Origin of the sequence: Amycolatopsis dendrobii, from assembly GCF_014145675.1 — a bacterium.
GTDB lineage: Bacteria > Actinomycetota > Actinomycetes > Mycobacteriales > Pseudonocardiaceae > Amycolatopsis > Amycolatopsis dendrobii.
Genome location: NZ_JACGZW010000017.1, coordinates 23,810 through 36,748 on the forward strand (window position 1 = coordinate 23,810; position 12,939 = coordinate 36,748).

At 69.1% G+C, this 12,939-nt stretch carries 13 protein-coding genes; 8 read left to right on the plus strand and 5 right to left on the minus strand.

Annotation, left to right across the window (positions count from 1 at the left end):
* Window positions 1-21: 21 nt before the first annotated feature.
* The 8 genes from H4281_RS38270 to H4281_RS38305 all read left to right on the plus strand — a co-directional run bounded on the left by H4281_RS38270 (window position 22) and on the right by H4281_RS38305 (window position 7,444).
* On the plus strand, window positions 22-708 hold the full coding sequence (locus tag H4281_RS38270; protein WP_182895739.1) for an HAD family hydrolase: 687 nt from the start codon (window positions 22-24) through the stop codon (window positions 706-708).
* A 54-nt stretch (window positions 709-762) separates the two neighbouring features.
* The gene (cysS, locus tag H4281_RS38275) at window positions 763-2,148 is read left to right on the plus strand and encodes a cysteine--tRNA ligase (RefSeq protein ID WP_182895740.1); all 1,386 of its coding nucleotides are present in this window, start codon (window positions 763-765) and stop codon (window positions 2,146-2,148) included.
* A gap of 31 nt (window positions 2,149-2,179) precedes the next feature.
* Window positions 2,180-3,136, plus strand: a complete 957-nt coding sequence (rlmB, locus tag H4281_RS38280) for a 23S rRNA (guanosine(2251)-2'-O)-methyltransferase RlmB (protein WP_182895741.1) — start codon at window positions 2,180-2,182, stop codon at window positions 3,134-3,136.
* 246 nt (window positions 3,137-3,382) lie between these two features.
* Window positions 3,383-3,745: a hypothetical protein gene (locus H4281_RS38285; protein ID WP_246412625.1), complete on the plus strand. Its 363-nt coding sequence runs from the start codon at window positions 3,383-3,385 to the stop codon at window positions 3,743-3,745.
* Window positions 3,746-4,165: 420 nt separating this feature from the next.
* Window positions 4,166-5,599: an MBOAT family O-acyltransferase gene (locus H4281_RS38290; RefSeq protein ID WP_182895742.1), complete on the plus strand. Its 1,434-nt coding sequence runs from the start codon at window positions 4,166-4,168 to the stop codon at window positions 5,597-5,599.
* Window positions 5,600-5,675: 76 nt separating this feature from the next.
* Window positions 5,676-6,185, plus strand: a complete 510-nt coding sequence (locus tag H4281_RS38295) for a hypothetical protein (protein WP_182895743.1) — start codon at window positions 5,676-5,678, stop codon at window positions 6,183-6,185.
* Window positions 6,186-6,309: 124 nt separating this feature from the next.
* Entirely contained in the window at window positions 6,310-6,675 is a 366-nt protein-coding gene (locus tag H4281_RS38300; RefSeq protein ID WP_182895744.1) for a hypothetical protein, read from the plus strand.
* Between the two features lie 55 nt (window positions 6,676-6,730).
* Window positions 6,731-7,444 carry a hypothetical protein gene (locus H4281_RS38305; RefSeq protein WP_182895745.1) on the plus strand — a complete coding sequence of 238 codons (714 nt, stop codon included), beginning with the start codon at window positions 6,731-6,733 and terminating at the stop codon, window positions 7,442-7,444.
* Between the two features lie 161 nt (window positions 7,445-7,605).
* On the opposite strand, the gene H4281_RS38310 is transcribed toward H4281_RS38305, so the two are convergent.
* Genes H4281_RS38310 through H4281_RS38330 form a run of 5 tightly spaced genes read right to left on the minus strand, consistent with a single transcriptional unit; the run spans window position 7,606 to window position 12,936 of the window.
* Entirely contained in the window at window positions 7,606-8,256 is a 651-nt protein-coding gene (locus tag H4281_RS38310) for a class II aldolase/adducin family protein (RefSeq protein ID WP_182895746.1), read from the minus strand.
* The gene (locus H4281_RS38315) at window positions 8,257-9,705 is read right to left on the minus strand and encodes an FGGY-family carbohydrate kinase (RefSeq protein WP_182895747.1); all 1,449 of its coding nucleotides are present in this window, start codon (window positions 9,703-9,705) and stop codon (window positions 8,257-8,259) included. It lies immediately after the preceding gene.
* The gene (locus H4281_RS38320; RefSeq protein WP_182895748.1) at window positions 9,702-10,742 is read right to left on the minus strand and encodes a 2-hydroxyacid dehydrogenase; all 1,041 of its coding nucleotides are present in this window, start codon (window positions 10,740-10,742) and stop codon (window positions 9,702-9,704) included. The genes H4281_RS38315 and H4281_RS38320 overlap by 4 nt, the downstream gene beginning before the upstream one ends.
* Window positions 10,743-10,795: 53 nt before the next feature.
* Window positions 10,796-11,251 (minus strand): ribose-5-phosphate isomerase, encoded by a 456-nt coding sequence (locus H4281_RS38325; RefSeq protein ID WP_067576815.1) that lies wholly within the window; start codon window positions 11,249-11,251, stop codon window positions 10,796-10,798.
* Window positions 11,251-12,936, minus strand: a complete 1,686-nt coding sequence (locus H4281_RS38330; protein WP_182895749.1) for a dihydroxyacetone kinase family protein — start codon at window positions 12,934-12,936, stop codon at window positions 11,251-11,253. Before H4281_RS38330 ends, H4281_RS38325 begins: the two co-directional genes overlap by 1 nt.
* Window positions 12,937-12,939 lie beyond the last annotated feature (3 nt).

Sequence of the window (12,939 nt, forward strand, 5' to 3'; positions counted from 1 at the left end):
ATCGCCGGATAAGGTTGGAGCGTGGCCATCAACGCGGTGTTGTTCGATTTCTCCGGCACTCTTTTCCGGCTTGAGCAGCAGGACGGCTGGCTCGACGACGTGCGCGACGACGACGGCTCCGCGCTGGACGTCGAAGCGCAGACCGAGCTGATGCGGCGGATGACCGCACCGGTCGAGCAGTCCGTCGAACTCGACGAGGAGCACCTGTACGCCTGGCACAACCGCGACCGCGACCCAGAGCTGCACCGGAAGGTGTACCTGGAGGTCCTGCGGCTGTCCGGCGTGCCTCGGCGCGACCAGGCCGAGGCACTGTACGCGCAGCTCATCGCACCGGACCAGTGGACGCCGTACCCGGACACCGAGGCCGCGCTCAAGGCGGTCGCGAGCAGCGGGCGCAAGGCAGGCGTGCTGAGCAACATCGCGTTCGACATCCGGCCCGCGTTCGGCCAGCGCGGCTGGGACGCGCACGTCGCCGAATTCACCCTGTCCTTCGAGGTCGGAGCGGTGAAGCCGGAGCCAGAGATCTTCCAGTCCGCGATCGAGCAGCTCGGCGTGCGCGCCGAGGAGACTTTGATGGTCGGGGACAGCGAGGAAGCCGACGGCGGCGCCCGTGCGCTGGGCTGCCAGTTCGCCCTGGTCGACCCGCTGCCCACCGCGCAACGGCCGGACGCGCTGCTGGGCGTGCTGCGGGAGCACGGCGTGCTCTGACGTCCTGCGACGTCTCCCACAATCGCCTCGACGGGCCCCGGTACCCTTTACCTCGTGGCTTTGCACCTGTACGACACCGCGACCCGTGCCCCTCGGGAGTTCACTCCCGTCCGCAGCGGAACGGCGTCGATCTACGTGTGCGGTGCCACCGTGCAGGGAGTACCGCATATCGGGCACGTCCGCGGCATGCTGAACTACGACGTGCTCCGCCGCTGGCTGCTCCACAGTGGACTGGACGTGCTGCTGGTCCGCAACGTCACCGACATCGACGACAAGATCCTCACCAAGGCGGCCGACGCCGGCCGGCCGTGGTGGGAGTGGGCGGCGACGCACGAGCGGGCGTTCGAGAAGGCGTACGAGGATCTCGGCTGCCTTCCGCCGTCGGTCACGCCGCGCGCGACCGGGCACGTCACGCAGATGGTCCAGCTGATGGAGCGGCTGATCGAAGCCGGGCACGCGTACGCCGTCGCCGGCGACGTGTACTTCTCGGTGAAGTCGTTCCCGGAGTACGGCACGCTGTCGGGACAGCAGCTCGACGAGGTCCAGCAGGGCGAGACGCCGACCCGCGGCAAGCGTGATTCGCGCGACTTCACGCTGTGGAAGAGCGCGAAGCCGGGCGAGCCGTCGTGGCCGACGCCGTGGGGCGACGGGCGTCCCGGCTGGCACCTGGAGTGCTCGGCGATGGCGACCAACTACCTCGGCGCCGAGTTCGACATCCACGGCGGCGGCGTCGACCTGGTGTTCCCGCACCACGAGAACGAACGCGCGCAGTCGAACGCGGCGGGCGACGGGTTCGCCCGCTACTGGCTGCACAACGCATGGGTGACCATGTCCGGCGAGAAGATGTCGAAATCGCTGGGCAACACGGTCTCGATCCCGGCGATGCTGGAGCGCTACCGGGCGCCCGAACTGCGCTACTACCTGGTGCAGCCGCACTACCGGTCCACTGTCGAGTACTCCGACGGCGCGGTTTCCGAAGCCGCGCAGGGCTACCGGCGGATCGAGGCGTTCCTGCGCCGGGCGGAGTCGGCGGGCACGGTGGACGTCGGCCCGGTCTCCGCGGAATTCGCCGCGGCGATGGACGACGACCTGGCCACCCCGGCCGCGTTCGCCGTGGTGCACAACACGGTCCGCGACGGTAACGCCGCCCTCGACGGGGGCGACACCACCAAGGCGCTCGAATTGGCAGGCACGGTCCGCGGGATGACCGGCGTGCTCGGTCTCGACCCGCTGTCGCCGGACTGGGCGGACGGCGGCTCGGACACCCCCGTCCGCGACGCGCTGGGCACGCTCGTGGAAGCCCTGCTGGCCGAACGCCAGGAGGCCCGTGCGGCGAAGGACTTCGCCCGCGCGGACGCCGCCCGCGACCGTCTCGTGGCGGCGGGGATCGCGGTCGAAGACACCCCGAACGGTCCGCAATGGACGGTCAGGAACTCCTGACCTCCTCCGCGGCAGCAGAGATTGAGGATTCATGGCAGGCAACTCACAGCGCAAAGGTGCCATCCGCAAGACCGGCACCAAGAAGGGCGCCGTCGTCGGTTCGGGCGGGCAGCGGCGCAAGGCGCTCGAGGGCAAGGGCCCGACGCCGAGGGCCGAGGACCGGCCGGGGCACAAGGCGTACCGCGCTGCCAACGCCGCCAACAAGCGTGACCAGGCCCGGCAGAAGAAGGCCGACCGGCCGGAGCTGATCGCGGGCCGCAACCCGGTCGTCGAGGCGCTGCGCGCGGACGTGCCGGGCACGGCGCTGTACGTCGCGCTCAACATCGACATCGACGACCGGGTCAACGAGGCCGTCCGGCTGGCGGGCGACAAGGGCATCTCGATCCTGGAGATCCCGCGCGAGGAACTGGACCGCAAGACCAACCGGGCCATGCACCAGGGCCTCGGCCTGCAAGTGCCGCCGTTCGAGTACGCGCACCCGGACGACCTGATGCAGGCCGCGCGCGACTCGGGCAGCACCCCGCTGTTCGTCGCGCTCGACGGGGTCACCGACCCGCGCAACCTCGGCGCGGTAATCCGGTCCGCCGCCGCGTTCGGCGCGCAGGGCGTGCTGTTGCCGGAACGCCGCAGCGCCGGAATGACCGCGGTCGCGTGGCGCACGAGTGCCGGTACCGCGGCGAAGCTGCCGATCGCGGTCGCGACGAACCTCACGCGCCAGCTGCGCGCCTGGGCTTCGGACGGCCTGATGATCGTCGGCCTCGACGCCGACGGCACCGTCGACATCGACGCCCTCGACCTGGCCGCGGACCCGCTGGTCGTCGTCCTCGGCTCGGAAGGCCGCGGCCTTTCCCGGCTGGTCCGCGAGACCTGCGACGCGACCGTCTCGATCCCGATGGCGGCAGGCGTGGAATCGCTGAACGCCTCGGTCGCGGCCGGGGTGCTGCTGGCCGAGGTCGCCCGCCGCCGCCGGATCGCCGGACGCGTCTGAGTTCGCTGGAATCACCGGCCTGTTATCGCCGATAACAGGCCCGAAGACGCCGCGGCAGGCGTCCAGCCCCCGACGATCTATCGGCTGTTCGGAGACAAGGACGGCCTGCTCGACGCCGTTACTGTTCAGAATTACCTGGAAGCGAAACCGGCTCAGCCTCCCGCCGAGGACCCGCTGGAGGACCTGCGGCGGGGCTGGGACCAGCACCTGGAATTCGGACTGGCCAACCCCGCGCTCTACCTGCTGATGACCATCCGTCCGGGCCCTTCGCCCGCGCCGGAGAAGTCCCTGGAGATCCTCGCGGCGCGAGTCAGCCGCGTCGCTTCAGCCGGACGGCTCCGGGTGCCGGAGTCTCTAGCGGCGGCTTTGGTCCACGCCGCCGGTTCGGGAGCGACTTTGAGCCTGATCTCGACGTCGCCGGATTCCCGCGACCTCGCGGTGTCGGTCGCGGCCCGGGAAACGGCGATCAGCACGGATCGGCCGGTGTCCCGGACCCCCGGGCCAGCCGCGGCGGCTACGGCTTTGCGGGCGGTGTTGCCGCAGGTGTCGGGGTTGAGTGCGGCGGAGAAGGCCTTGATGAGCGAGTGGCTGGACCGGATCACCGACTGAGTTCGGCGGAAGGCTCACGTGTCTTCTGGGGTCGCCCTCGCGCTGTTGCTTTCCGCACGGTTACCGCTCAGCTGTCCCTAGTCTCGGCACCTCGGCCGTATCCGCACGGCCACCGGCCTTCTGCCGCTGTCCTCGCGTTGCCGCATCACACCACCGCCGTTCCACCCCAATCGCCGCCCCTCGCGCTGCCGCATCGCGCGCCCACCCGTCCTGCCGCTCAACCATCGCCCCAGGCCACCGCCCCACCGGACTTCCTCGGCTCCCGGCCGCGGTCAGCTTCCCTGCTCGCCCCGCGCGAAGGGCGAAATCCCCCCAAATCCGTCACCCTCGGTGATTCGTGCTGTGATCCGTCGGGCATCGCCCCGCGAAGCCACCCGCTCGGGCTAAGGTCTCCTCCGGAACCGAGGGGGTCCGTCACCGATGTCGTTCGTTTCGCCGCTGTTCTTGTGGTACTTCATGCCCGCGGTGCTGATCGCGGTCCTGGTGTGCCCGCGCAGCTGGCGCAACGGCATCGTCGCGGTCGCGAGCCTGCTGTTCTACACGATCGGCGCCGGCCCGTACCTGTTCCTGCTGCTGCTCTGCATGGCGGTGAACTTCCTGGCCGGACCGGCGCTGGAGCCGAGCCCGTGGGACGTCCGCGGCACGCGCCGGAAGCGGATCCTGATCGGCGTCATCACGCTCGACGTCCTCGTGCTCGTCATCTGGAAGTACGCCGGTTTCGCGACGCAGCAGATCGCGGCCGTCGCGCACTGGTTCGGCGGCGACCTGGGCGTCGCGAACATCGTGGTGCCGATCGGCATTTCCTTCTACACCTTCCACCACATCTCCTACGTGGTGGACATCTACCGCGGCGAGCGGCACGCGCTGCGCAACCCGGTGTCGTTCGCCGCGTACATCGCGATGTTCCCGCAGCTCGTGGCGGGTCCTATCGTGCGCTACCGGGAGATCGCCGACCAGCTGCCGCAACGGCGTTCGCACCGGCTGGACGACATCGCCGCGGGCTTCCCGAGGTTCGCGCTGGGCCTGTGCAAGAAGTCGATCATCGCCGACTCGCTCAGCCCGATGGTCGAAGCGTGCTTCTCCACCCCGGCGAACCAGATGACGTTCACGACGGCCTGGCTCGGCGCGATCGGCTACACCCTGCAGTTGTTCTTCGACTTCTCGGGTTACTCGGACATGGCGATCGGCCTCGGCCGCATGCTCGGCTTCCGGCTGCCGGAGAACTTCGCCCGCCCGTACTCGTCGGTGACGATCACCGAGTTCTGGCGTCGCTGGCACATGTCGCTGTCGCGCTGGTTCCGCGACTACGTCTACATCCCGCTGGGCGGCAACCGTTCAGGCGCCGGAAAGACGTACCGGAACCTGTCGATCGTCTTCGTGCTGACGGGTTTCTGGCACGGAGCGCAATGGACGTTCCTGATCTGGGGCTGCTACCACGGCGCACTTCTGGTCATCGAACGCCGCTTCCGCCTCGGCGACGCTCCGGCCAGCCCGGTCGCCCGCATCGCCCGCCGTTTGCTGACCCTGATCCTGGTCGTGTTCGGCTGGGTCTTCTTCCGCTCAGCCGACCTGGGCCACGCGCTGTCGATGATCGGCCACATGCTGATCCCGGATTTCGGCGGCCTCGGCGACGTCGTGGAAAGCGCGCTGACGAACCAGCGGCTGGTGATCCTGCTGCTGGCGCTGATCGTGTTCGTCCTCCCGGCCCACCCGGTGACCGGCCCGCTGCTGGAATCGTCCCGAACCCGCGGAGCGACGGCGCTCCGGATCGGGGTCATGACGGTGGGACTGGTTTACGCGGCGATCTTGGTGGCCACGGGGACGTTCAGCCCGTTCCTGTACTACCAGTTCTGACCGCCGCGCCGTGCCTCTTGGCGGCGCCCATTCATTCTGATTGACGCCCGGGACGGCCGGACGCGAGGATGGCCGAATGGGGTTGGCAGTCAGTCGCGACGGCGGACAACGGTTCCGTGATCAGCATTTGAGCGCGTGGGACTTCACAGCTGAAGCCGTGCTGGTTCGCTGCCCTCGTTGTGCGCACTGCGCGAAAGTCGTCGTCAAACCCGGCACGCCGACGACTGAACATCCGGTGCGGTCCCCTCGGCGGCTGGCGTGCGGTCGTTGCGGCTGCGTTCGGGATGCCCGAGATCCTGTTCAGCTCGGGCCGGCCTCTCCCGGGATCGTGCGCGATCCCTTCCTGCGGCAACCGCTGTGGCTGCAAACCGACTTCGACGGGCAGGTGTTGTGGGCTTACAACGAACGACACCTCGACTACCTCGAGGCATACGTCGCCGCTCGGCTTCGAGAGGGGTACCTGACCGCGAACCACGCGCGAATCTGGATGGCCATGGCCGACAGACTCCCCACCTGGCTCAAGGCCGCGAATAACCGCGAAAGGATCTTGCGCAGCATCGCTCGCATGCGCACGTCTCTTAGCTGATCGTCCGCACGGCCTGGCGAAGGCAGTTCCGCGTCCGGTATTGGCAGTTTGGCCTTCGCCGCACAACAACCAGCGCACGTCGAGAGTAAGCTTCGCCCGTTGCCTAGCGAGAGGCCCGGAAACAATGACCGACGCGACCGAGCCGCCGGAGCTGGCTTCGACTCCGAATGTAATCCCGTACGTCGACCCGCACAATGGTCCTCGGCGATTGCTCACGATCGACATTTCCACGTTTATGTACCACGCTGGCGCGTACATCCCGTTCGTGGGAATCGACGGTCGGCAGTACGTCGTTTCCTGGGGTGCGGTGTCGTTCGAAATTCCGGCTGACCGCAACGTCCATGTCAGCGTGCACCTGCAGAGCAACCGCGGAACCGGGTACACGCCGTCGCCGTTCGCGTCGATTATTTTGTACCCGAACCCGTTGCCGCAACGCCTGGCGACTCAGTTCGCGAGGGAGGGCATGGGAGCGCTCGTCCCGCTGCCGTAAGCCCGCGGAATGGCCCGCATCGAATAGGATGGAAAAGGGCCACCGAGGGGGAATCATGGGTTATCCCGGCATGCCCGCACCTGCCGGCCAAGCGCAGATCCCTGCCCTGGTGCTCGCGGGTGTGCTCGGGCTCTGCGAGATCATCGTGCTGTGGGCCGAGGCCGCGACCATGATCAACCACAGCTGGAACAGCGGGAGCTATGTGCATCCGCTGCTGGCCGTGCTGAGTATCGTGGTGCTGGCCGGAGCGGTACTGCTCGCGACGCGCGGTCTGCGGCCCGCTCGCTTCCTCGTGGTGCCTGCCGTTGCGCAAATGGTGGTGGCGATTGTTTCGTTGTCGCGCTTGCTTTCGCGGCACGTGCTTGCCGTCGTGGAAACTCAGACGGGAGTTGCCGCGATCGTCGCGGGGCTGGCGGCGATCGCGATGCTGCTGCCTCCGGTCGCCAAGCTTCTTCCGGGCGCGCAACCTGCCGAAGCGGGCTACGGTCCATCGGCCTGGACGGCACCGAGCGCGCAGTTCACACCGCCGGGGTATGCCGGGCAAGTTCCGCAAGCCGGGTACGCGCCGCAGCCTGGCGCGGATACCCCGGGCAGCCTGGGTTTTCACCGCAGCCCGGTGTTCCCGGGCAGACCGGCGTTCCACCGCAGCCCGGTGTGCCTGCACAGCCCGGCGTTCCGGCGCTGCCTGGCGCTCCTGCGCAGCCGGGGTATCCACCACAGCCCTCGGCCTCGGCCCAGCCTGGATACCCGGCGCAACCCGGGCTGGTGAATCCCTTGCCGCAGAACGGCTACCCGCCCAAGCGCCCCCACCACAGCCTGGCTACCGGTCCCAGGTGTCCCCCCGACACAGCCTGGCTACCCGCCACAGCCCGGGTATCCGCCAGCCCAGGGCGGCCAGCAAGGCGAGCCGCCACCCGCTTCCTGATCAGGTCAGCGTTGGCCGTATCCCTTCAGTTTTTCCACCACGTGCTCGATTTCCGCTGGCGGCAGCAAAGTGGGGGTGCCAGCGGAGCGGGCCAGCAGCCACAGTTGGCAGACCCATTCCAATTGCTGCGCCCGGCTGTACGCACTCGTCAACGAATCGCCATAGGTGATCGTGCCGTGGTTGGCCAGGAGGCAGCCTCGGCGGGCGTCCAGGGCTTGCAGCATCGCGTCGGCCAGTTCGGTGGTGCCGTAGGTCGCGTACGGAGCCACTCGGGCGGTCGGGCCGATGGTGGCGAGCATGTAGTGGATCGGCGGGACTTCGGCGACCAAAGTGGACACTGCGGTGGCGTGCACCGAATGCGTGTGCACGACCGCGTTCACCGGGGCGGATTCCGGATCGGTGGCGCGGGTGTACACGGCAAGGTGCATCGGAAGTTCGCTCGTCGGCTTCAATGCGCCGTCGGCGATCTTGCCGTCGAGATCCACCACGGGGATGTCAGCGGGGGTGAGGGCGGCGTAGTCGACGCCGGTCGGGGTTACCGCGACCAGGTCGCCAGCCCGCGCCGACACATTGCCTGACGTGCCGACGACCAAGCCGTCCGCGGTCAGGCGGCGGGCGTACTCGCATACCGCGGCACGCTCGTTCTCCAGGATCATTCACAGCCTCCACAGTCCGCGCGCGGCAGACAAGGAAGCCTGGTAGTCGGCGTAACCGCGCTCGTAGTCAGCCACATTCTCGGGCCGGGCCTCGACCGTTCGCGAGTTCGCGGCCCAGCGTTCCCGATCGTACGGCGTTCCCAGCGCGTCCGCGGCGGTGAGCACGGCACCGCGCGCGCCGACGCCGGGATCGCTCGGGATCACGACCGGACGGCCGAGTACGTCAGCGAAAATCTGCAGCCATTCGGGCGAACGGACTCCTCCGCCGCAGGCGTAAAGCTGCCCCGACAGACCGGCGGCGTCAAAGCAATGCCGCGCGGCGTAAGCGATCGATTCGCACAGCGCCCGGACCAGGTCGGCCCGGCCGGTTTCGAGGCTCAGCCCGGAGAACTGTGCGCGCGCTCCGGCGTCGACGAACGGTGCGCGTTCGCCCGATACCGAAAGGAACGGCAGTGCGCGTACCCCGCGAGCACCTGGCTTGCTGCTCGCCAGCAGCGGGTCGATTTCCTCGACGCTGATGCCCAGCAACTCGCAGGCCCAGTCGATGCCTGCCGTGCCGACCATCGCGGGCATCGCGTGCAGGTATTCGTGCTCGTCAGGCGTGCACAGGAACATGCCCGCGGGTTCCGCCTCGGGATCGAACGTCGGGTCGGAGGTGAGCACCTGACAGGCGAGCGTGGTCCCAGCGGTGAGGATGCCGTCGCCCGGTTTCCGCACACCAGCGCCGATCGCGCTGGCTGGCAGGTCGAATGGTCCTGCGGTGACAGGCAATCCCACTGGCAGCCCGAGTAATTCGGCACCGCGCTGGTCGAGGCGGAACACTGACTTCGCCGGGGCTGGTTTCGCGAAGAGCGACCGGCGATGGCCCAGCCCGCAGGCCTCGATCGCGCCGTCGTCGTAGCTGCGCGTGGCCGGGTTCAAGAACGGCAGCGACGCGTCCGAGACATCGACCGTGATCTCGCCGGTAAGCCGTTGCAATACCGCGTCCACGCAGTATCCGGCCACCGCGGCACGGTCGAGCACCTCGGGTTCCTGAGTGTCCAAATAGGACATAATGGCCGCGGTGCAGCCGGGGAACATGCCGGAACCGGTGCGGCGGAAGACTTCCGCGGTCACGCCATCGGCCTGCCATTTCGCGAGCACCGTGTTTGCCCGGCCGTCGAGCCACGAGATGGCCGGGTGCACTGCGGTGCCTGCTTCGTCGCGGAGCCAGAGCCCGTCGCCTTGCCCGGTCAATGCCAACGCGGACACCGGCTCGGGCAGCGCCGCCGCGACCTCGCGCACCACCGTCGCGACCGTGCCGACGACCTGGTCGAGATCCTGCTCGACCCGGCCACCGGGCAGATGGTGCACCTCGGACGGCGTGCACGCGCTCGCGATGGAGCTGCCGTCCTCGTCGAACACCACGGCCTTGGTGAGCGACGTCCCGATGTCGACCCCGACAATCACGGCCGTCGCTCCAGCACCTCAGGATTCGCGAGGTTGGCCAGCTGCTCGCCACGGGCGTACCGGCCGACTTCCGCGGCGACGATCGCGGCCGCTCGCTCGGCGGTCTGCCTGCTCGCGCCGGCGAGGTGCGGGGTCGCGATCACGTTGGGCGCGTCGCGCAGCGCCCAGTCCGCGGGCGGCGGTTCGACGTCGTAAACGTCGAGGGCGAGCGCACCGAGCCGGCCGGAACGCAGGGCGTCGGGAAGCGGCGCGTAATCGAGCAGGCCACCGCGAGCGGTGTTCACGAGGACCGCGCCTTCTGGCAGGAGGGCGAGTTTGCTCGCGTCGATGAGGTGCCGGGTCTCCTCGGTGAGCCGTGCGTGCAGGCTCACGACGCGGCTCTGCCGGAGCAGTTCGTCAAGCTCGACGAGCTGTGCGCCATCGGCTTCGACAGCGGCGCGGTCGGCGTAAGGGTCGGCCACCAGGACGTTCGCCCCGAACGCGACGAGCACCTTGGTGACCCGGGACCCGATCGCGCCGTACCCGACGAGCCCGACCGTGGTGCCGCCCAGCTCCAGCCCGGCCTGGTCGTAGGCGTAGTAGTCGCCGCGCCAGGTGCCGGCGAGCAGTTCGGCCGAGGAGGTCGAGATCCGCCGCATCGCGGCGAGGATCATGCCGACCGCGAACTCGGCCGCCGCACCCGCGTTGCGTCCCGGCGCGTACGTGACGGCGACTCCGGCCTCAGTGGCGGCTACGAGGTCGACGTTCACCGGCCCGCCGCGGCACACCGACACGAGCTTGAGCTCCGGCGCGGCAGCGAAGACCTTCTTGGTGAACGGGGCCATCTGCGTGACGACGGCCTCGGCATCGGCGAGTGCCTCGATCACCTGGTCTTCGGTACCGCTGGCCTCCAGCACGTTGCCGACCGACCCGAATGGCTCGACCGGCCACGGCAGCGTCAGCTCAGCGACCTCGTGGTCGCCGCCGAGCTCCGCGCGGACGGCTCCGGCCAGCAGGCCGGGGCTGACGAAGTGGTCTCCCGCAGCGAGAATGTGCAACTCTGCTCCCTCACTCGCTCTGTGCCGATTGTGCGCCACGACGGACGCCTAGGTCAGTGGGCGTTCTCGTATTCGGTGATGTGCGCGACCTTGGTCGCGCTGGCCGACGCGGGATCGAAGCGGTATCCGACCCATTCGGCCACGATCTTCTTCGCCACCTCAGGGCCGATCGCCCGCGCTCCGAAGGTGATCACCTGGCAGTCGTTCGATTTGATCGACCGCTCGGCGGAGTACGAATCGTGCGCGACCGTCGCCCGCACGCCGGGCACCTTGTTCGCCGAGATCGCCATGCCGATGCCGGTGCCGCACACCAGGACGCCGCGGTCTGCCTCACCGCGTGCGATGGCTTCCGCCGCGGCCAGTCCCAGCAACGGGTACGCCCGGTCGTCCGCCGCGTCCGGCACGCCGAGGTCGGTCACCTCGGTGACTCGTTCGTCGGCCTGCAGCAGGTCGCGCAGCTGGTTCTTCAGTTCGACTCCGGCATTGTCCGCCGCCACCACGATGCGCATCAGCCCGCGCTCCTTTCCAGCTCCTCGCCGACAGCCGTGACCAGCAGCGAGAACGACACCGCACCCGGGTCCGAATGACCCTCGCTCCGTTGCGCGAGCCGCGCCGCGCGTCCCTTCGCCGGACGCAAGTGCGCGGTCTCCTGCGCGCCTACGACCGCGGCTCCAGCGGCTTTCCGCCAGGCTTGCACTACTTCCGAACCCGCCTGCTCCCGCAACGTGGCCCGGAACGGCTCGATCGCGTCGAGCATTGTCTTGTCGCCCAGTTCGGCTTTGCCCAGCTCGCAGAACGCGCGAACCGCGCCGTCGACCGCGTCGGCGAGCATCACCGTGGTGATGTCCCCGGCTTCGGCACCGCTCAGACCGGCACCGGTTTCCGCCAGCAGCACGCCGTACAGCGCGCCCGAGGCACCGCCAGCCGCATCGGCGAACGCCGTACCGGCAGCCAGCAGCGCACCGGAAACCGTGTCCGGTTCGCGCCGCGCGGCAGCGACGGCGGCACGCATGCCGCGGGTCATGCCGAGCCCGTGGTCTCCGTCCGCGGCCACCGCGTCGAGCCTGCCCAATTCCGCTTCGTTGTCTTCGATGCTGAGCAAAGCCGCGGTGAGAACCCGATCGACCACACTGGTTCCTGGAGCCTCCGCGGTCAGCAGCTCGTCCACTGTGGACTCAAGCTCGACCGTGGCCAGCTCGGCACCACTGGTGCGGTAGCCCGGGGTGTCACACGGCGCGGCGTACAGCTCGGCCAATTCGTCGTCCAGCACCAGGATCGACAGCGAAACCCCGGCCATGTCGAGCGAGGTGACGAACTCGCCGACCTCGGAATGCACCGGGCTGAGCCCGGCCTGGGCGAGCCGTTCGTGCACGCGGGTGTAGGTGACGAACATTTCCTCGTACTTGGTGCGGCCGAGCCCGTTCACCAGCACGACCACCCGGCCGTCCCCGTCCGGCAGCTCTGGCAGGAGACCGTCGACCAATTCGTCCGCCAGCTCCGCCGCGGTCAACCGGCCCACTGTGCGTACGCCCGGTTCACCGTGAATTCCGAGGCCCAGTTCCATTTCCTGGTCCGCGACTGTGAACAGCGGCGCGTCCGCACCGGGCAGCGTGCAACCGCCGAACGCGACGCCGAACGTCCGTGTGCGAGCGTTCGCCTTGGCCGCGACCTCATATACCGCGTCGAGGCTGTAGCCGCGCTCCGCCGCCGCACCGGCGATCTTGAAGACCAGGAAATCGCCCGCCACGCCGCGACGTCGCTCCGGTTCGGTCGCCGGGCCGCTCGCGATGTCGTCGGTGACCAGGATGGTGCGGCTAGGGATGCCCTCCGCCGCCAGCCTGCGTGCGGCGAGTCCGAAGTGGAGCACGTCGCCTTGGTAGTTGCCGAAACCGAAGAGCACGCCAGCGCCGTTGTCCGCCGCCCGCGCCGTGCGGTAGACCTGCTCGGCACTCGGGCTCGTGAACACGTCGCCGACGACCGCGCCGTCGGCCAGACCAGGGCCGACGAGGCCCGCGAACGCCGGGTAGTGACCGCATCCGCCGCCGATCACGACCGCGACCTTCGAGCTCGCCGGAGCCTCGCGGCGGACGACGCCGTAAGCGTCCGGCACCTTCTGGACCGTGCGGCCGTACGCGGTGACGAACCCGTCCAGCCACTGCCGTTTGAACGTGTCCGGAGAACCCAAGGTGGTCATGGT